Here is a 19443-nt window from a genome sequence, read left to right as displayed (position 1 = left end):
CGGGCCCGCGGCACGGACGGCCGGAAGGGCGCCGAGAACTCGATGGTGCCCGTGGGGAGGGCTCGTGGATACTGCTCTGCGCGCCATCATGATCATCAGCTCATCGCCTGCTCCGCGGACGGTGCCCGACACCGTCCGGCAGGCTTCCGGCGCACGACTCCCAGGGGGACACAGCATGGCCGTAAGACGTCGGATCGGGCTCGCCGCAGCACTGGTGAGCTCCGTGGTCGTCGGGGCAGCCCTGCCGGTGGCCGCGGCGCACGCCGAGACCACCACGCTCTTCGTGAACAACGACGCGTCGGCGCAGTGCTCGGACGCGGGCACCGGCACCCAGGCGCAGCCGTACTGCACCGTCCAGGCCGCCGCCGACGCGGCACTGCCGGGGCAGACGGTCCAGATCGCCGGTGGGACGTACCCGGAGGCGGTCACCGTGACCCGCTCCGGCACCCCCGGCCACCCCGTCACCTTCCGGGGCCTGCCCGGCGCCGACAAGCGGCCGGCCGCCAAGGTCGGTTCGACCGGCCGGGGGGCGCCCGCGTTCCGGCTCGCCCACGTCCACGACGTCACCGTCCAGGGCCTCGCGTTCACCACCGACCAGGAGGCGTTGCTGGTCGCGGACGCCGACCGGATCGTCCTCGACGGCAACGTGCTGGTCGCGGCGGACGGGGCGACCACGCCCGGCGTCCGGCTGACCGGCCGGACCACGGCGGTCACCGTGAGCCGCAACCGGATCGGCGGCAGTGCCGGTGCCGGTATCGCCGTCGAGGCCGGTGTCTCCGGTGCCGTCCTCACCACCAACGCGGTGAACGCCAACCGCGGCGGCGGCATCCTGGTGACCGACGCCCCCGGCACCGTGGTGACGAGCAACTCGGTCGTCGAGAACTGCGGGAGCGGCATCACCCTGGCGGGCGCCTCGTCCGGCGCGGTGATCGAGAACAACATCGTCACCGCCACCGGCCTCAAGGCCCTCGGCTGCGCCCCCGGCGAGACGGTCGAGCTGGTCGTGGAGCCGGCGTCGGTCGCGGGCACGAAGGCGGACTACAACGTCGTGCGCCCGGTGGCGACCGGCGGGAGCTACCGCTGGGGCGGGACGGCCGCTGCCTCTCCCGCCGCCTTCGCGGCGGCGACCGGCCAGGGCGGGCACGACAACGACGCCGATCCCCAGTACTACCTGACCGGTTCCGCCACCGACGACCTCGCGCCCCGGAGCGAGGACGGCGAACTGGACTCCGCCGACGACGACGCGCCCGGCCGACTCGCCACCGACCTGCTGGGCAACGCGCCCGCCGACGACCCGTGGTTGCCGAACATCGGCCCCGGTGCGGTGACCTACCGGGACCGCGGGGCGATCGAGTTCCAGGACCCGCTCTTCGTCAACCTGCGGCAGGTCCAGGGCACGGCGTACCTCCCGAAGGGCCACCCGCTGGACCTGGCGTTCGACTCGGGCTACCTGTCCTCCTGGGGGCCGGTGACCAGGACCATCTCCTTCGGCGACGGCACCAGCCAGGCGGTCGACGGCGGCGTGATCGTCCACACCTTCCCGGGGCCGGGCACCTACCGGGTGGAGGTCACCGCGGTCAACAGCCGCGGCACCACCCGGACGGTCGCGATCGACGCCCGGGTCGACCCCGTCCCCGACATGGCGCGTCCTTGGATGACGTTCGGCTTCATCGGGGGCGACCCCGAGCTCCACTACACCCTGCAGGGGGGAATCGACAGCCCGTGGCCGCTCGCCGGGGTGACGGTCGACTTCGGTGACGGCACCCCCGTGCTGGCCACCGACATCGCCACCCTGAACGCGGGAATCAAGCACAACTACCCGAGCCGTGGCGGCTACACGCTGCGCGCGGTGTTCACGGACGACCACGGCCGCACCTTCGACTACACGAGCCTGCGGCAGTTCGGCGGCAACGCGCCCGAACTGGTCAGCGGCACACCGGTGGCGGGGCGTTGGGCCGGCGGCCGGACGTCGTACGTCGGGGTCTTCCGCGAGGGCCAGTGGTCGCTCACCACGAGCAGCACCACCGGTCGCCCGGCCGTGACGGCGGCCTTCGGCCAGTACGGCGACATCCCGGTCACGGGCAACTGGGACGGCGGCCACGACCAGTTGGGCGTCTACCGGCCGAGCACCGGCACCTTCGCCCTGCGCCACGACGACGGCAGCGCGACGGCGGTGGCCTTCGGCGAGCAGGGCGACCTCCCGGTGCCCGGCCCCTGGGACGGCAACGGGCACGCGCAGCTGGCGATCTACCGGCCGAGCACCGGCACCTTCGCGGTGCGCCACGACGACGGCGGTGTCACCACCGCGCGCTTCGGCGAGCCGGGCGACCGGCCGCTGGTCGGGGACTGGGACGGCGTCGGCCACCTCCAGTTGGGCATCTACCGGCCGAGCAGCAGCACCTTCGCGCTGCGCCACGACGACGGCAGCGTGAGCGCGGCCGCCTACGGCGCCCAGGGCGACCTCCCGGTGGTCGGCGACTGGCTGGGCCGGGGGCGGACGACCTTCGGCGTCTACCGCCCGAGCGAGGCGGTCTTCAGCCTCAGCAACGCCTACGCGCAGGCCGGCGACTCCGTCTTCAGGATCACCAGGTACTGACGGCGGCCGCCGCCTTCCCGGGCGGCGGCCGTGGGACCGGGGCGCCCCGGAGGCTCCCGTGCGGAGATTCCGGGGCGCCCTCGTCACCGGGCCGTGGAGGCCTCGTGGATACTGCTGTCCGCTCTGCCGGTACGGATCGTCCGGACGTTCGCGAGCGAGCGCTCCGATCGGCACCCCTTGCGACCATGAGGAATCAACTGTGTCAATAAGCCGTCGCGTTGGCATCGCCGCTGCCATCGTGAGCTCCGTCGTCGCCGGCACCGCGCTGCCGTCGGTGGCCCAGGCCGAGGCGTCGGTGCTGTACGTCGACAACCGGGCTTCCGCCCACTGCTCGGACGCCGGCGAGGGCACCCAGGCGCAGCCGTACTGCACCATCCAGGCCGCGGCCGACGTGGCCCAGCCCGGTCAGACGGTGCAGATCGCCGGGAACGGGGACTACTCGGAGCAGGTGACGGTCAAGCGCTCGGGCACGGAGGGCCGGCCGATCACCTTCAAGGGGGCCTGGGGCATCTCGCAGCCGAGCGTGATGGTGGGCACCAGCCGGCAGACCCCCGAGACCAGGGACCTCCCGCACGCCTTCGTGCTCTCCGGCGTGCACGACATCGTGCTCAGCCAGCTCTACCTCGGGTCCCCGCAGGAGGCCGTGCTCGTCCAGGACTCCGAGCGCGTCGTGCTGGACCGCGACCACGTCGTCGCCGCGGGCCGGCCGCGGGTCACCGACGGGGTGCCGAACTTCCCCGCCCCGGCGCCGGGTGTCCGGATCACCGGGGCCAGCAAGGGCGTCACGGTCAGCCGCAGTCTGATCAGGCTGAGCGGAACGGCCGGGCTCGTGGTCGAGGCCGGGGCGACCGGCACGGTCGTCACGGCCAGCCAGCTCTCCGAGAACAAGGCCGGCGGCCTGGTCGTCACCGATGCCCCCGGCACGGTGGTGACCGGCAACACCGTCACGCTGAACTGCCAGGGCGACAGCGTCGCCCTGCTCGGGGACTCCCCGCGCGCCGCGGTCGAGAACAACATCGTCACCGGCGCCGTGCGCAGCACGACGTGCGGCAGCCCGGTTCCCGGTACGGGTCTGGTGGTCTCCGCGGGCTCCGTCGCGGGCACCGTCGTCGACTACAACGTGGTCTACCCAGCGACGGGCACCGCCGGTTACTCCTGGGGCGGCACGGCGTACCCGTCCGCGAGCCAGTTCCGGGCCACCGGGCAGGGCGGGCACGACCTGTCCGTCGACCCCAGGCTGGCGAAGAGCGGGGAGTACTTCGTCCCGGCCGCCGCCGAGGGCGTGACGGACGCGGCGGATGCCGACGCACCCGGGCAGCTGGACACCGACCTGTGGGGCCTGGCCAGGGTCGACGATCCGAACATCGCCAACCAGGGCACCGGCGTCGGGTACCACGACCGTGGCGCGGTCGACACGCACGACCTGATCTCGGCCTCGGTCCACGCGACGGACACCCCGGTGGCCGGCCGCCCGCTGCGCGGTCAGGTCACCGGCTCGGTCACCCCGGGGTGGTCGCTGGCCGGCGCCACCCTGGACTTCGGCGACGGCAGCGCCCCGCTGACCTCGCTCGGTGCGGGCAACTTCACGGTCGACCACGACTTCGCGGGGGTCGGCACCTACACCGTGACGCTCACCGTCACCAGCACCGCCGGAGTCGTCCGCACGGCCACCAGCACCGTGACCACCCGACGGGTGGACGACCTCTACGCCGCCTTCTGGGTCACGCAGGCGGACTCCAGCACCACCACGGTGGGGATCGCGGACGGCAGCCGCAGCCCCTGGCCGGTGGACCGGTACACCGTCGACTGGGGCGACGGCTCGCCTGCCTCGGTCGGCTACGGCTCCCTGCCGACCGGTCTGACGCACGAGTACCCGACCTCGGGCTTCTTCAACGTCACCCTGGCCATCCTCGACGACCACGGGCGCTCGGCGGCCGCGACGACCAGGCCGTACGTCCTCGGCCCGACCAACGGGGTCCCGGTCGCCGGTCGCTTCGGTGCGCCCAACTCCCAGGTCGGTCTCTTCTACAACGGCCAGTGGGCCGTCTCCTACCAGAAGACGACCGGCCGGGCGTCCATGAGCTACCTCTTCGGCGAGCCCGGTGACCTGCCGACCGTCGGTCAGTGGGACGCCGGCAACCCGGAGCAGGCGGGCATCTACCGGTCGAGCACCGCCACCTTCGGCCTCAAGCACGCCGACTACTCGGTGACCGCGGTGCCGTTCGGCGAGCCCGGCGACCTCCCGGCGGTGGGTGCGTGGGACCACAACGGCCATGACCAGCTGGCGGTCTACCGTCCGAGCAGCAGCCTGCTGGCGGTCCGGCACGACAACGGCAGCGTGACCACGCTGCGCTTCGGTGACCCGACCGACATCCCGCTGGTCGGCGACTGGGACCGCACGGGCCACGCCCAGTTCGGCGTCTTCCGGCCGGGCCGCAACCCGGGTGACCCGAACCTGTTCATCCTCCGCCACGACAACGGGACGGTCTCCACCGCCTCCTACGGCGTCAAGGGCGACCTGCCGGTGGTCGGCGACTGGCTCCGCCAGGGCCGGGCGACCTTCGGGATCTTCCGCCCGAGCAGCCGGACCTTCGCCCTGAGCAACGCGTACGCGGGGCAGGCGGATTCGGTGTTCCAGATCCTCGGCTGACGGGTCCTCGACCGCCTCGACCGCCTCGACCGGCGGGGCTTCGGGCGGCCGGGAAGGGGCAGCGACGTCCCTTGCCGGCCGACCGGCCCTTCGCCGTCCGGGCCCACGGATCCGGACGGACGGATCGTCAGATCGCCTCCCGTGGACGGGGATCGGCCGCCGCATCCGAGTGCGGTCCCGTGGTCGGTCGTGCCCGTCGCGTTACAATCGCCGTCGATGTGCGATGCGCGGGCGCGCGTTCGGAGGGTCACATGAGGATCGGTGAACTGTCGGCGCAGACCGGGGTCAGCGTGCGCCTGCTGCGGTACTACGAGGAGCAGGGGCTGCTGGAGAGCCGGCGGCGCGACGGCGGGCACCGCCGGTACGGCGCCGAGGCGCCGGTGGTCGTGCGCCGGATCCGGGCCCTGCTGGGGGCGGGGCTCTCGACCAGTGCCATCCGCGACGTGCTGCCCTGTGTGAGCGGCGAGTCCACGGTGGACTCGTGCGTGCTGGAGGTGCTCGAACGCCGGCTGGCCGTGTTGGACCGGCAGATGCTGGTCCTCGGGGCGAGCCGGGCCGCGCTGGCCGGCATGGTCGCGGCGGCACGGGAGGCGGAGGCCTCGGCCCTGGTGGCCTGAGGCCCGCCCCCCGCCGCCCCGGCCGGTCAGGCGGAGGTCCGGAAGACCTCCCGCGCCGGCGTCCCGGTCAGGTCCGGCCGGTCGTGGCCGAGCGCGTACGCGGCCGAGACCATCGTCATGTGGTGGTGCCAGCCGAGGTAGGAGCGGCCGGAGAAGTCCAGCAGGCCGAAGTCGGCGCCCAGCCGGTCCACGGCGTCCCGGGTGGTCGTCGCGGTGCCGAGCAGGGCGAGGACGCCGGGCGCGTCCTCGGTGAGGTTGGTCAGCCAGTAGCGCCGGGGCCTGCCGCCGCGGGTGTCCTGCACCCAGAGCCGGTGGACGGACGCGCCCTGGGCGCCGGGCGTCAGGACCGGGACGCAGCGCAGCGTCGGCTGCGGACTGCCGGGCGTGCGCGGCCGCTGGCGCGGGAACAGCGTCTCGACCGGTACCGCGTCCTGCTGGATCCGGCCGAACCGCCCGGTGGTCGCCTGGAGGACGGGGCGGACGGCCTGGTGGGGCCGGGCCTCCAGCAGGTACGGGACCCCCCGGCGGGCGAGCGCCGACATCAGGGGCGGCAGGTCCTCGACCACCGTGAGGTCCGCGACCAGCGGGGCGACCGGGAGGTGGGCGGCCAGCCGGTCGACCATGTCGAGCACCGTCCGGTCCGCCGGGCGCGGGGTGACGGAGTCCGGGATCCGGGCACGGGCGCGCCGGCCCTGGTCCTCCGTCCAGTCGGCGTCCAGCAGCAGCGACCAGTCCACCGGTACGGCGTGCCGGTCGGTGGCGATGAACATCCCGGCCGCGGCCTGGCACTTGATGGTCCGGCCGAACTCCGGGACGAAGCGGCGGTGGACGCCCACCGCCTGGTCGCCGCGTTTGGGGATGACCGCCAGGGTGGCGGTCCAGGCCCGCACCGGCCGCGCCCCGGTGGTGGTGAGGCGGGCCAGCGCGCGGCGGGCCGGACGCCAGTCCCAGGGGCTGCCGTTGATGAACTGCTGGAGCGAGAGCGCGGCCGTGCGGCTCGTGGTCAGGCTGGTGGCCATGTTCGACAGCGATTTGCGGCCCGGTGCGGCGAGCAGGCCGCGCAGGTACGCGTGGGCCCAGCGGCGTTGGTCTATCCGGGGCAGGTGGGCGAAGACCTGCTCGGCGAACCGGGAGACCGTTGCTTCGCCGGCCGGCGGCAGGTGTTGCGCGTCCATGTGAGCTCCCCGGGATCGTGAGGTGCCGTGCGAGGCCGTCCCGAGAAGAATAGCGAACGATCGCTTTGTTTTGGACTCCGAGGCGGGCCCTGGCAAGATTCTGACAAGTTCGTGTGCCGGGGTGCGTACGCCCCGGCGCGCACCTGCCATCGCAGAGCGCGCGCCACCGGGGAGCGCCGCCCCGCGCGCCCGTGCCGGGCCCGACCGCGCGGTACGGGGGAGGACCGGCGGGTTACGAGGGGTCGGCGGGGCCGGAGGGGGAGACGCGGCGCCGGCCGGCCTGCGTCAGGCCGAGGGCCCGGCCAGGGTGCGGTGCCAGAGCCGGCGCAGCCGCTGCCGGAGCTCCTCCCCGCTGGGGGCGGTCTCCCCGCCCACCGGGACGACCCCGCGCCGCAGCGCCTCCGAGCCCACCACGAGGCAGTGCACCAGGATTTCGAGGTCCTGCGCGTCGGCGGCCGCCGACGCGCAGGCCTCCCACCCCCCGGAGACCGGTCCGACCGCGCCGTGCGCCTCGGGGCCCGGCCCGTCGCCCCGCCGGGAGGGGACGTGGGACTGCTCCTGCGCCAGGTGCCGGCGCAGGACGGGGATCCAGCTGGCGTACCAGTTGTCGGCCGCTCCGGGCTGTTCCCAGGCGAGCCTGGCCGCCGCGCTGACGCTGGGCTCCTCCTGGAGCAGCCGGGTGAGCACGTCGGTCAGCCGCGCCACTTCGCCGGGGCCGAAGCCGGGGCCGAGCCCGGCGCCGAAGCCGCCGTCCGCGCCGTCCGTATCTCCGCCGCTCGTACCCCCGCTGCCCGCACCTCCGCCGCCCGCCGGGACCCCGCCCGCCGGGACCCCGCACGCCGGGGCCCCGACCGCCGCCCGGGTGAGCTCGACGGCGTCCGCGCGCACCGCGTCCGCCAGGCTGGCCTTGGTGGGGAAGTGGAAGGTCAGCGCGCCCATCGTGACCCCGGCCGCCCGGCTGACCCGGGAGAGCGAGGTGCCCGCGTAGCCGTGCCGGTCGAACTCACCGGCGGCGGCCCGCAGCAGGGCCCGTCGGGTGTGCTGGGCCCGTTCCTGTTTCATCGCCCACCGCCGCTGGGGCGGGCCGCTCGGGCACACCGGCCGAGCGTCGGCACCGGCTCCACGGCCTGGAGCGAGGGACTGACGAACCGCATGAGCGGGAGTGGCTCCTTCGGGCGGACGGAGCGGGGTGGGCGGAAAGGCCGGGACCCCTGCGTCGGTCCGAGCCGATCCGACGGAGTCCCGACGCTACGCGGAGCGGGCCGCATACGCACTGCACGCACGTCATCCGCTTGCAGCTTTGGCAACTTCCCCGGAAGTCTGTTCGGTGGCCGGGGCGCCGGTCCGCGCGAGGTGCTCCCGGTACCAGGGGGCGGCCGCGGCGAGCCGGTGCAGCGGGCCCGGTCCGGGGTCGGTGCCGGCCAGCTGCCAGATCTCCGCGCTGCGGTACCAGTGGTCCTGCGCCAGCAGCGCGAACTGCCGCTCGCTGAACACCCCGGGCACCCGCCGCAGTTCGGCCACGCAGCGCTCCCAGGGCCAGTCCGGGCCGGAGACGGGCGCCAGTACCCCGTGGTCGGCGAGGGTGTCCAACAGTGCTCCGCTGCTCACGGGTTCGGGGTGGCCGGCGTGGTGGATGCCGCCGGGGGCCGGGTCCGGGCCGACGGCCAGCCCGGCGACGAGCCGGGCCAGGTCCTCCACCGCGACCAGCGAGAGCAGGGCGGCGCCGCCGTCCCACCGGGCCGGCACCCGGCGGGTGAGTTCGGCCAGGCAGGGCACCACCCAGCGGTCCCCCGCGCCCAGCACCAGCGGCGCGCGCAGCACCACCGCGCCGGCGTCGAGCGCCGCCCGCTCCCCGGTCAGCCTGGTCCGGCTGGCCGCGGAGACGGGGGCCGGCGTCACCGCGTCCACGCCGATGCCGCGGTGCGGGCCGGGGCCGTACACGGCGGTGGTGGAGAGGTGGACGATCCGGCCCACGCCCGCCCGGGCGGCCTCCGCGAGCAGCGCCCGGGTGCCGTGCACGTTGACCGCCGCGCAGGACTCCTCGTCGCCGGAGACCGCGGCGGCGAGGTGGACCAGGACGTCGGTGCCGTCGGCCACGCCGCGCAGCGTCGCCGGGTCGGCGAGGTCCCCGGCGACCCGGACCGTCCCGGCCGGTGCGGCGGAGCGGGCGAGGGCCCGGACCGGGCCGGTCCCGGGCAGCTCGCGCAGCGCGGCGAGCACCGCCGAGCCGATGAAGCCGCCGGCTCCGGTCAGCAGGATGCGCGGTCCGGTCATGCGCGGTGTCCGCGCTCCGCGAGGACGGCCCGCAGCGACTCCACGACCGGCGGGGTCGCGATGCCGGGCAGCAGGTACCACCAGAGCCGGGAGATCCGCTCCGGCAGGTCGGCGCGGTTGCTGCGCAGGTGCGACATGACCTGCGTGCCGGTGTACGCCCCGACCAGGACCTGGGAGAACTCCGCCGAGTCGACGTCGGGCAGCAGTTCACCGGCCTTCCGGGCCTCCTCCAGCTCGGCGCAGAACTGCTCGGCCCACATCTCGTACGGGCGGAAGTCGCGCAGGCCGAGCTGGCCCTGCTCGACGGCGAGGGTGACGCCCGCGCGCAGCAGGACGTTGTCCCGCAGTTCGTCGGCCAGGTACAGATTGAGGTCGAGCAGCTGCCGAAGACCGGCCGGCCGGTCCGGGAGTTCGAGGTCGGCGGCCTGCTCGTCCATCACCGCCTTGGCCAACTCCTCCTTGGACCGGAAGTGGAAGTACATTGCCCCCTGGGTGGTGCCCGCCTGTGTGATGATCTTGTTGACGCTCGAACCGCTGAACCCGTACTCGTCGAAGACGTGTGCGGCGGCGCGCAGGATCGTCCCGCGGGTGCGTACGGCTCGGTCCTGCTTCGCTCGCGTCACAGTGACTCCAAACTCCTCGACAAACAAAAAGAACGACCTCTACGTTATTTGCAGCGGGGCCCGGCGTACACAACGGAGGCTCCACCAACCACGCCAGTGGCCATTCTGGGGGAGTACACACATGTATCGCACAGACCACGGCAGCACCATCACCGCTGCGACCACCGTGCCCAAGGAACTCGTCCACAAGCGCGCGGTCGAGGAGGTGTTGCTCACGGGCTGGGAGCCCACCGGGCCGGACACCTACCGGGTGACCGCCCGCTGGCCCCGCGTCCGCGCCGCCCTCGGCGGTGGAACCGGGCTCTACGACCCGATGCTCCTGGTGGAGACGATCCGGCAGAGCTTCCCGTTGCTGTCCCACGCCGCCTTCGACGTCCCGCTGGGGCACCACCTCGTCTGGGACCGCTTCAGCTTCGCGCTGGTCCCCGAGCTGCTCCTGGTCGACCGGCCCTCGGAGCAGGGCTGGGACGACGTCCGGCTGGACGTGGTCTGCCAGGACGTGGTCCGCCGCGGCAACCGGGTCAGCGCCCTCAGCCTGTCCTACATGGTCAGCCGGGCCGGCGAGCCGCTCGCCACCGCCCAGACCCGCTTCACCGTCCAGGCCCCGGCCATCTACCGGCGGCTGCGCGGCGAGCGTGCCGACGCCGCCGGGATGATGGCGCGCGCCGTGCCGCCGGGGCCCCCGATACGCGCCGCGAGACCCGGCGCCGCCACCTCGCAGGACGTCGCCCTCTCCGCCACCGAGCACGCCCGGCGCTGGCAGCTGCGGGTCGACACGTCCCACCCCGTCTACTTCGACCACCCCGTCGACCACGTGCCCGGCGCGCTGCTCCTCGACGCCTGCCGTCAGGCTGCCCAGGCCCTCTGCCCTCCGGCCCCCGTCCTGGCGGTCGCCATGGAGTGCGTCTTCACCAGCTACGTCGAGCTCGACGAGCCCTGCCTGGTCGAGGCCGCCCGGCTGCCCCGCGACCCGGCCGGCCGCGACCGCATCGGCGTGACCCTCCACCAGGGCCCGGAGACCGTGTCCTGCTCCACCGTCGTCACCGTCGTGCCCCACCCCGACAACCCCGTCCGGTGACCGCCGGCGCCCGGCCGGCTCCCACCGGCCGGTGACGGCCGGCCGCCCCGGACGCCCGCGCCTGCCCCACGCTCCGGCCGCACACACCCGCCGCCCCGCACCCGCCGTCCGGGCCGGCGGAGAGCGAACCGCGCCGGTGTCGGGCGTAATGGAGGGACCGGCCCGGCGAACCGCACGGTGATCGCCGCGGCCGATCGAGGTCCGCCGCGTGCTCCCCGCGCGGTGGGGAGAGGTGCGGCGGTGAGCGCGGATGAGCGGCGGTCCGACGCGGCGGAGCCGGACCGGACGGAGGGCTTCGGCGAAGGAGTCCTGGGGCGGCTGCTGGACCTGGCCCACCGACTGCCGCCCCGGCTGATCGCTCCGTCGATCGCCGGGGAGCTGGCCGGGCTCGGCGGCCGTGACGTCTCCGTCCTCCTGCCGGACTACGGCCAGCTGATGCTCATGCCGCTGCCCGGCCCGGGGCTGCTCGCCGGGGAGCCGGAGCCGATCGCCGGCTCCGCCGCGGGTGCGGCCTTCCTGAGCGGCGCCCCCGTCGAGGTGCCGCGGGCCGACGGGGTGCGACTGCACCTGCCGTTGCTGGGCGGCGGCGACGTCTCGGGCGTGCTGGTGCTCACCCTGGACGCCGTCGACGACCACGACCGCCGGATCCTGCGCCGGTTCGCCCGGCTGGTCGCGGAGCTGCTGACGACCGGGACCGGCTACACCGACCGGATCGTCCAGGCCCGGCGCCTCGAACCGATGAGCGTGGCCGCCGAGATCCAGTGGTCCCTGCTGCCCCCGCTGGCGATGACCCTCCCGCAGGTCGCCGTGGCCGGCATCCTCGAACCCGCCTACCAGGTGGCCGGCGACAGCTTCGACTACGCGCTCAACGACGACGTCCTGCACGTGGCCACGATCGACGCGATGGGCCACGGTCTGGACGCCGCCACGATGGCGACCGTGGCCATCGGCGCGTACCGGCACGCCAGGCGCGCCGACATCGGACTGGCCGAGATCTACGCGTTCATGGACCGGGCCATCGCCGAGCAGTTCGGGCCCGACCACTTCGTCACCGCGCAGATGATGCGCCTGGACACCGCCACCGGCCACCTGCAGTGGGTGAACGCCGGGCATCCCGCTCCGCTCCTCGTCCGGGACCACGTCGTCGTCGAGCGCCTGGAGAGCGCGACCACGCTGCCGGTCGGGTTCGGCGGCGAGGAGCCGGTGATCAGCGAGCGGGTGCTGCGGCACGGGGACCGGGTCCTCTGCTTCACCGACGGCCTGGTCGAGGAGCGGGAGGCGGGCGGGGAGCAGTTCGGCGAGGAGCAACTGATCGACTGGGTCAACCGCGCCGAGCGCTCCGAGGACGGCGTGCGGGCGGTCGTGCGCGCGCTCTCCCACCTCCTGAAGGAGAAGCGGGGCGGGCTGACGAGCGACGACGCCACCCTGTTCCTGATCGAGTGGCGCTGAGCCGCCACCGGCTCGGCGGCTCGTCCGCCCACCGGCTGCGCGGCTACGCGGGTACGGGCCAGGACCCGGCCCGGTCCCGGGCGACGGCCGCGCGCCGGCCGGCCTCGCCGGGGCCGTCGGCGGGGGTCAGGGCCGACGGCAGGAAGTCCGAACCGTCCTGCCCGTCCGCCGCGCCACCCTCCCCGTGCACGGCGTCCCCGTACGCGGCGATCAGTTCACTCGCGGTCCGGCCGTTGGCGGGACCGGCCGCCTCGGACATCAGGCGGGCGGCGTCGACGGCATCCGTCCCGGGCGGGACGACCAGCAGGCTCAGCCTCAGCGGGGCGTACGAGTACAGCGCGATCGTGTGCTCGTCCTGCTCGATGCCGAACCAGCCCGCATGGACGGTGTGCCCCGTGACGGGGATGCGCGCAGGGACGACCGGCCACTGGGCGGGGTTCACGGTGATCCGGATGATCCGGCCCCACCGCCCGTCGAGTTCGGCGGCCAGGGCGGGGAGTTCGAGGAGAAGATCGCGCGAGCGGGGCCACCAGGCTCCGTCCAGCCGGCCGGGCCGCACGCCACCGGGCGCGAGCAGCAGCCGCGCGGTGGATTCCAGGGGGGTGGTGGTCGTCGCACGATCGAGGGTCACAGTCATGGCCAGGGGCCCGTCCCCGGGCCCGACCCTGGGGCCGGGTCCGGCACAGCGTTCGCCGGAGACGACGCCAGTGTCCGGTGCCGGCATGCGAAGTGCCTTCGGTGATGTCCAGGCTACTCCCCGTCCCGCCCGGGCCCGGCACGGTCGCGACCACCGGTTCCCGCACGACGGGACACCGACCGCCCCGCCGCCCCCACCCGGTGCGCGATCCGGCCCCGCAGCCGGCGGGCGGGCGGGTGCGGGCGGCGGGAAGGGATCAGGACGACGGCGCCGACGGACGACCATGAGGCGCCATCAGCCGCTCGGCAGCGGGTGCGGCCGCTGGTCCATGCCGCCCGGTCCGCGTCGTCCCGGCGGATCAGAGGGTGGCAGCGTGCAGCGCGATCAGGGCGACGGAGGCCAGCGTGAGGACCGCCGCCGGGGACGCGCCCTTGCGGTCGCCGACGCGCAGGTGGAAGGCGACCGCCCCGGCGAAGTAGAGCGTCAGGCCGATCGCGGCGGCGATTCCGACGGGTCCCCACCGGAGGCCGGCGATCGCACCGGCCGCGCCGGCGACCTGAGCGCCGATCAGGAGAGCCATCATGCTCTGCGGCACTCCGAGCGTGGACATCTGCTCGGTGATGTGCCGCGTCCGCAGAGACTTGGCCCCGGCCGATATCAGGAGAAGCGCCGACATGACCACGGTGACGACGGCAAGGGAGATGAACACGGCTGAACCTCAATCATGCGAGATGCGAGTAGAGGGGGGTGCGCACCTCGATGACGATAGGCAGTCGACAGGTACCTTCAGGTAACTTTCGAGCATGAGCCTGCGACCCGGAATCTCCTTCCTCGCCGACTGCCCCGCTCTCCTGGCCATGGAGATCATCGCCAGCAAGTGGTCGATGGTCACGCTCTTCGCGCTGACCGAAGGCCCGTTGCGCCACGGTGAGTTGGTCGAGCTGAGCGGTGGCATCTCGCGCAAGGTGCTGACCCAGACGCTGCGCCGGCTCCAGGCCAACGGGCTCGTCGAGCGGCACGCGTACGCCGAGGCGCCGCCGCGCGTGGAGTACTGCCTGACCGAACTCGGGCGAACCCTGGAGGAGCCCATCAGAATGCTCACCGCATGGGCACGGGAGAACGGCGAGGCGGTCGTCACCTTCCGGGAAGCGGCCGAGGCTGCCGGGATCACCGAGGTGGATCAGGCGGCCTCGGTGAAGGCCTCTCCTGCTGACGGGAGTCCGAACCGCTTCTGATCGGTAGGAGTGGGCGACCGATGTCGTGGTGAGCCTGCCTCAGGTGCAGGCCAGGGGCTGGGCCCGGTTCACGGCATCCGGCAGAACGCGACAGCCGCATCATCGCTCACCTTGTAGCGGGGCCAGCGCACGCCGTCCGGATCCGTGGCTTCCACGTCGCGGACGTGGGAGATCAACCCGTCGGCACCGGCCGTCCTCAGCGTCGCGAAGACCTCCGGCCAGGACGCCGCGCCGTAGTCGGTGACCAGCCCCGACACGCCGTCCGACATCACAGCGGCTGCGCTGACGCCGACCTGTGGGATCGCCCCCGTGAGCGCGTGGCCGGCCGCTTCGCCGCTGGAGGCGGCCACCCAGTAGCCACCGGGTGTGTTGCGGGTGAGCCGTTGAGCCGTGACCATGCGCCGGACACTCTCCGTGTGCTCCGGCGTGCCGGTGGCAAAGCGCTCGGTCTCCGCGCGGAGGTCCGGCACGACGGTGTCCACCCGCAGGTCGGTCTTCACCAGGTACTCGCCGCCCCGCTCGAAGACGATCGGCGAGTCGGCGAGCACCAGGTAGTCGAATCGCCCGGCGCCGGCGCGGAGGATCGAGACCGTTGCCGACGGTGTCCCGGGATTGGCCAGGTCGCAGTCGGAGTGCAGGGCCGCCACCTGGTCGAGGGCCTGGGCGAGCCCGTTGGCGAGCGTCCGGCCGGGATCGGCCAGCGCGGCCATCAGGTGGCCTCCGAGCCGGCCGACGTACCACGGCACACCGTGCCGGCAGCCGGTGTCCAGGCCGACCGTGCTCAGGCCGTCCAGTACGACAGCGAGCGACGGCGTGGCCCCGACCCAGTCTTCGTTGGGGTTCGGGCCGCCGGGTGCGGTGGCGATGGAAACACGCATGTCAGCCCTCGTGTCGGTGGATCGGCGTGATCCTGCTGTGCTCCGGAGCCGCCAGGGCCCTGGGGTCGACCCGGATGTGGCTCACGTCACTCGAAGTCCGCCGACGGATGTCGCCGGGCTCGCCGGTCGCGGTTCCGGCCGCCCTGCTGAGGGTGCCTCAGCAGGAGGCCGGGAGTTCCGCTCTGCGGCCGGTCCTCCCAGGATTTCCCTGGCGGACCGGGAGAACCAGTCAGGGCCGGTCTCCCTTGCGGGAGACCGGCCCTGAGCTGGTCTTACTGGGTCGGGGTGGCGGGATTTGAACCCACGGCCTCTTCGTCCCGAACGAAGCGCGCTACCAAGCTGCGCCACACCCCGGTCCTGCGGTTTGTTGCTCCGTCTCCTTCGCAACGAGTAGAACTCTACCGGACGCTTGCCGAGAGACGAAATCCGATTCCCGGCGGGCCTCCGCCGCAGGTCAGCGGGAGGGGGTGAGGGTGAGGAGGGTGGCCTCGGGCGGGCAGGCGAAGCGGACCGGGGTGTAGCGGTTGGTGCCGCAGCCGGCCGACACGTGGAGGAAGGCGCGGCGGCCGCCGGCCTGGTGGGTGGAGAGGCCCTTGACCCGCTTGGAGTCGATGTCGCAGTTGGTGACCAGGGCGCCGTAGAAGGGGACGCAGAGCTGGCCGCCGTGGGTGTGGCCGGCCAGGATCAGCGGGTAGCGGTCGGCGGTGAAGGCGTCCAGGACGCGCAGGTAGGGCGCGTGCACGACGGCGAGCGAGAGGTCGGCGTCGGCGGACGGGCCGCCGGTGACCTCGCTGTAGCGGTCGCGGCGGATGTGCGGGTCGTCCAGGCCGGTGAACTCGAGGTCGAGGCCGCCGATGTTCAGCCGGCCCCGGGTGTTGGTGAGGTCGAGCCAGCCGGCCGCGTCGAAGCCGTCGCGCAGCTTCTCCCACGGGTTGTGCACGGCGCCGCTGATGCCGCGCCGCGCGGTGCCGTCGGGGTTGTTCATCCCGTGGACGCCGCTGCGCATCGCCTGGAGGTAGCGGGCCGGGTTCTTGCGGGCCGGGCCGTAGTAGTCGTTCGACCCGAAGACGTAGACGCCGGGGAAGTCCATCAGCGGCCCGAGCGCGTCGAGCGTGGCGGGGACGCCGAGCGGGTCGGAGAGGTTGTCGCCGGTGTTGACCACCAGGTCGGGGCGGAGTCCGGCGAGGCTCTGCAGCCAGCGCTGCTTCTTGCCCTGGCCGCTCACCATGTGGATGTCCGAGACCTGCAGCACCCGGAGGGGGCGGGCGCCCTTGGGCAGGACGGGGACCTCGACCCGGCGGAGCCGGAAGGAACGGACCTCGTACCCGGCGGAGTAGGCGAGGCAGGCGGCGCCGGTGGCGGCGATTCCGAGGGGGACGGAGTACAGCGGTCGCATCGCTCCATGCTCTCAGACGGTGGATCAGCCGGTGAACGTCCGGTGGGTGCGGGGGGACACGCTGCTGTGGTCCATCTGCACCCCCGGTGCGGGGCCGGCCCGGCCACCACGGCCCCCGGTGCCACCCGCCGGTGGCCGGGCCGCCGGGCGCGTTCCCCGGGGCCGTTGCGGCGCTCCCGGCGGAACCGGGGCACCGTGGCGCCGCCGCTGGGCGTGGCGCGCACTCCGGGGGGCGGCCCGATCGCCCGTTCACCGGCCGGGTCACCGCGGCGAGGGGTCGCCGGGTCGGGGCGGAACCCTCCCGTGGCGGCCGCAGCGCGCGCGGGCTCCGTGCTTAATGCCGGGCAGTCGAACGCCGCAGGTGGGAGACTCTGGGCCATGACCACGCTCAAGGAGCAGTTGCACGAGGACCTCACGGCTGCCATCAGGGATCGGGACGAGCTGCGCTCGGCCACCATCCGGCTGACGCTCTCCGCCATCACCAGCGAGGAGGTCGCCGGCAAGGCGAAGCGGGAGCTTTCGGACGCCGAGGTGCTGAAGGTGCTGGCTCGCGAGGCGAAGAAGCGCCGGGAGGCGGCCGAGGCGTTCGACGCCGCGGGCCGGACGGAGCAGGCCGCCCGGGAGCGGGCCGAGGGCGAGCTGCTGGCCGGCTACCTGCCCAAGCAGCTCTCCGACGAGGAGCTGACGGCGATCGTGGCCGCCGCCGTCGCCGAGAGCGGTGCGACCGGCCCGCAGGGTATGGGCGCCGTGATGAAGCTGGTGAAGCCGAAGGTGGACGGTCTGGCCGAGGGCGGCCGGGTGGCCGCTGCGGTCAAGGCCGCGCTCACCGGCTGACGTCCTGCCCACGCGCCGCCGCGCACGCGCCGCCGCGCACGCATCGGCGCAGTGCCGCGCACGCAGCGAGAGGGGCGCCCCCCGAGCAGATCGCTCGGAGGGCGCCCCTCTCGCCGTGCGCTGTGCGGGCCGGTCAGTGGTGGCCGCCGCCGTTCCCGTTGCCGTTCCCGCCGCCGATGATCCCCGGCGGGAGGGTGAAGCCCCCGCCGATCATCCCGCCGGCGTTGTTGGCGCCACCCGGGTTGCCGCCGGGGTTCCCACCCGGGTTGCCGCCCGGGTTCCCGCCCGCCGCGGCCGCGTCGCCGCTCGGCGGTGTGGCCGTGCCCGACGGGTTGGCGTTCGGGTCCGGCTTGGGCGCCGGGTCCGGGATGTCGAGGGTGGGCAGCTTCTCCATGGGAGCGCCGCGCAGGGCCTGGTTCATCGCCAGCTGCCAGATCGGGCCCGGGCCGGTGGCGCCGAAGACGCCGTCGCTGCCGTAGTAGGTGTCACCGATCTTGATGTTCTTCATCTTCACGCCGCCGGCCGGGCCGCCGAGCCAGACGGAGGTGGCGACCTGCGGGGTGTAGCCGCTGAACCAGGCGGCCTTCTTCTCGTCGGTGGTACCGGTCTTGCCGGCGATCTGCCGGCCGCCCTCCAGGCCGAGGGAGGCACCGGTGCCCTTCTCGGTCACGTTGAGCAGGACGGTGTTGAGGTTGTCCGCGGTGGTCTCGGAGTAGGCCTGGCTGCAGGTCGACTGCGGGACCGGGACGTCCTTGCCGTCCACCGTGGTGATCTTGTTGATGGCGATCGGGGTGCAGTACTTGCCGCGGGCGGCGAAGGTCGCGTAGACGTTCGCCATGGTCAGCGGGGAGAGCTCCAGGGTGCCGAGGACCATCGAGGGCACCTCGACGAACGGGTCGCCCTTGGCCGTCTGGCTGATGCCGAGCTTGTTGGCCATCTGCTTCATCGCGCAGAGGCCGACCTGCTGCTCCATCTGCACGAAGTAGGTGTTGACCGAGAGCGCCATCGCCTGCTTCAGCTCGTACGGGCCGACCTCGCTGGGCGACTCGTTGCCGACGCTGCGGTCCTTGCCCTTGGCGGTGTTCTTCCAGGTGCCCGAGCAGGTGGACATCGTCGGGTAGTCGATCCGGTTCTCGGACGGGAACGGCTGGGTGGGCGACATGCCCGACTCCAGCGCGGCCGCGGCCAGGACCGGCTTGAACGTCGAACCGGTCTGGAAGCCGTTGCCGCCGCCCATCGCCGCGTCGACGTTGAGGTTGACGACGGTCTGGTTCTTGTTCGGGTCCAGGCCGTAGGGGCGGGTCTGGGCCATCGCCAGGATCTTGCCGCTGCCGGGCTCCATCATGGTGGCGGCGGCCGACACCGGGTCGGTGACCTTCACCTTGGAGGTCACCGCGTTCTGGGCGGCGGCCTGCTTGTCCGGGTCCAGGGTGGTGTAGATGTTCAGGCCGCCCTGGTCCCAGAACTTCTTGCGCTCGGCGGTGCTCTTGCCGAACGCCGGGTCCTGCTTGACCACGTGGCGGACGTAGTCGCAGAAGAAGCCCATGCCCGCCTGGGCGGTGATGCAGCCGTTCTGCGGGTCCTTGTACTTCAGACCCAGCGGGGCGGCCTTGGCCTCCTTGGCCTGCTCCGGGGTGATGTGCTTGTTCTCGACCATCTTGTCGAGCACGACGTTGCGGCGCTTGACCGTGTTCTCCGGGTAGCGCACCGGGTCGAACGACGAGGGGTTCTGCACCATGCCGGCCAGGGTGGCGGCCTCGGCGATGGTGAGGTCCTTGTTGCTCTTGCTGAAGTAGCGCTGGGCGGCGGCCTCGACCCCGTAGGCCTGGTGGCCGTAGAAGGTGATGTTGAGGTAGTTGGTGAGGATCTGGTCCTTGGTCAGGTCCTCCTCCAGCTTGATCGCGACCTTCAGCTCCTGGATCTTGCGGCCCAGGGTCTTGCGCTGGGCCTCCAGGACGGCGGCCTGGTCGTCGCCGGCCTTCTCGACGTTGACGTTCTTCA

16 protein-coding genes and 1 tRNA gene are annotated in these 19443 nt (G+C 73.5%); 7 read left to right on the top strand and 10 right to left on the bottom strand.

Annotated elements, in window-relative coordinates; all coding sequences use genetic code 11:
• Positions 1–175: 175 nt before the first annotated feature.
• The 3 genes from ACWDRR_RS17295 to ACWDRR_RS17285 all read left to right on the top strand — a co-directional run bounded on the left by ACWDRR_RS17295 (position 176) and on the right by ACWDRR_RS17285 (position 5863).
• Complete coding sequence (locus ACWDRR_RS17295) at positions 176–2596, top strand: right-handed parallel beta-helix repeat-containing protein (RefSeq protein WP_449773028.1); 2421 nt, start codon at positions 176–178, stop codon at positions 2594–2596.
• A gap of 238 nt (positions 2597–2834) precedes the next feature.
• Positions 2835–5246 (top strand): PKD domain-containing protein, encoded by a 2412-nt coding sequence (locus ACWDRR_RS17290; RefSeq protein ID WP_449773027.1) that lies wholly within the window; start codon positions 2835–2837, stop codon positions 5244–5246.
• Positions 5247–5497: 251 nt separating this feature from the next.
• Positions 5498–5863, top strand: a complete 366-nt coding sequence (locus tag ACWDRR_RS17285; protein WP_387880765.1) for a MerR family transcriptional regulator — start codon at positions 5498–5500, stop codon at positions 5861–5863.
• Between the two features lie 26 nt (positions 5864–5889).
• Here the strand turns inward: ACWDRR_RS17285 and ACWDRR_RS17280 are convergent, their stop codons facing one another.
• From ACWDRR_RS17280 to ACWDRR_RS17265, 4 genes are all read right to left on the bottom strand, one after another.
• Entirely contained in the window at positions 5890–7038 is a 1149-nt protein-coding gene (locus ACWDRR_RS17280) for an IS701 family transposase (protein WP_449773026.1), read from the bottom strand.
• Between the two features lie 285 nt (positions 7039–7323).
• The gene (locus tag ACWDRR_RS17275) at positions 7324–8100 is read right to left on the bottom strand and encodes a TetR family transcriptional regulator (protein WP_449773025.1); all 777 of its coding nucleotides are present in this window, start codon (positions 8098–8100) and stop codon (positions 7324–7326) included.
• A gap of 222 nt (positions 8101–8322) precedes the next feature.
• The gene (locus tag ACWDRR_RS17270) at positions 8323–9312 is read right to left on the bottom strand and encodes an NAD-dependent epimerase/dehydratase family protein (protein ID WP_449773024.1); all 990 of its coding nucleotides are present in this window, start codon (positions 9310–9312) and stop codon (positions 8323–8325) included.
• A complete protein-coding gene (locus tag ACWDRR_RS17265) occupies positions 9309–9935 on the bottom strand; it encodes a ScbR family autoregulator-binding transcription factor (RefSeq protein WP_449773023.1) in 627 nt (208 codons plus the stop codon). The genes ACWDRR_RS17270 and ACWDRR_RS17265 overlap by 4 nt, the downstream gene beginning before the upstream one ends.
• Before the next feature lie 121 nt (positions 9936–10056).
• Here ACWDRR_RS17265 and ACWDRR_RS17260 point away from each other — a divergent pair, with 121 nt between their 5' ends.
• Both ACWDRR_RS17260 and ACWDRR_RS17255 read left to right on the top strand, forming a co-directional pair.
• Positions 10057–11013: a ScbA/BarX family gamma-butyrolactone biosynthesis protein gene (locus ACWDRR_RS17260; protein ID WP_449773022.1), complete on the top strand. Its 957-nt coding sequence runs from the start codon at positions 10057–10059 to the stop codon at positions 11011–11013.
• 240 nt (positions 11014–11253) lie between these two features.
• On the top strand, positions 11254–12462 hold the full coding sequence (locus ACWDRR_RS17255) for a PP2C family protein-serine/threonine phosphatase (RefSeq protein ID WP_449773021.1): 1209 nt from the start codon (positions 11254–11256) through the stop codon (positions 12460–12462).
• A 43-nt stretch (positions 12463–12505) separates the two neighbouring features.
• Here ACWDRR_RS17255 and ACWDRR_RS17250 read toward each other — a convergent pair whose 3' ends face one another.
• On the bottom strand, positions 12506–13099 hold the full coding sequence (locus ACWDRR_RS17250) for a DUF5994 family protein (protein WP_449773020.1): 594 nt from the start codon (positions 13097–13099) through the stop codon (positions 12506–12508).
• Positions 13100–13457: 358 nt separating this feature from the next.
• Complete coding sequence (locus ACWDRR_RS17245) at positions 13458–13808, bottom strand: DoxX family protein (protein ID WP_449773019.1); 351 nt, start codon at positions 13806–13808, stop codon at positions 13458–13460.
• A 94-nt stretch (positions 13809–13902) separates the two neighbouring features.
• On the opposite strand from ACWDRR_RS17245, the gene ACWDRR_RS17240 reads away from it, so the two are divergent.
• On the top strand, positions 13903–14334 hold the full coding sequence (locus tag ACWDRR_RS17240) for a winged helix-turn-helix transcriptional regulator (RefSeq protein WP_449773018.1): 432 nt from the start codon (positions 13903–13905) through the stop codon (positions 14332–14334).
• A gap of 68 nt (positions 14335–14402) precedes the next feature.
• Here ACWDRR_RS17240 and ACWDRR_RS17235 read toward each other — a convergent pair whose 3' ends face one another.
• The 3 genes from ACWDRR_RS17235 to ACWDRR_RS17225 all read right to left on the bottom strand — a co-directional run bounded on the left by ACWDRR_RS17235 (position 14403) and on the right by ACWDRR_RS17225 (position 16608).
• The gene (locus ACWDRR_RS17235; protein WP_449773017.1) at positions 14403–15212 is read right to left on the bottom strand and encodes a hypothetical protein; all 810 of its coding nucleotides are present in this window, start codon (positions 15210–15212) and stop codon (positions 14403–14405) included.
• Between the two features lie 280 nt (positions 15213–15492).
• A tRNA-Pro gene (locus tag ACWDRR_RS17230) sits at positions 15493–15566 on the bottom strand.
• Between the two features lie 100 nt (positions 15567–15666).
• On the bottom strand, positions 15667–16608 hold the full coding sequence (locus tag ACWDRR_RS17225; protein ID WP_449773016.1) for a metallophosphoesterase: 942 nt from the start codon (positions 16606–16608) through the stop codon (positions 15667–15669).
• A 378-nt stretch (positions 16609–16986) separates the two neighbouring features.
• Between ACWDRR_RS17225 and ACWDRR_RS17220 the strand changes: the two genes are divergently transcribed.
• A complete protein-coding gene (locus ACWDRR_RS17220) occupies positions 16987–17442 on the top strand; it encodes a GatB/YqeY domain-containing protein (RefSeq protein ID WP_449773015.1) in 456 nt (151 codons plus the stop codon).
• A 133-nt stretch (positions 17443–17575) separates the two neighbouring features.
• Here the strand turns inward: ACWDRR_RS17220 and ACWDRR_RS17215 are convergent.
• Positions 17576–19443, bottom strand: a 1868-nt coding sequence (locus ACWDRR_RS17215) for a transglycosylase domain-containing protein (protein ID WP_449773014.1), incomplete at its 5' end; no start/stop codon positions are given.

This window comes from Kitasatospora sp. NPDC003701, from assembly GCF_053587085.1.
The sequence above is the reverse complement of the archived record's forward strand: the minus strand, read 5'-3'. Positions and strand labels throughout refer to the sequence as shown.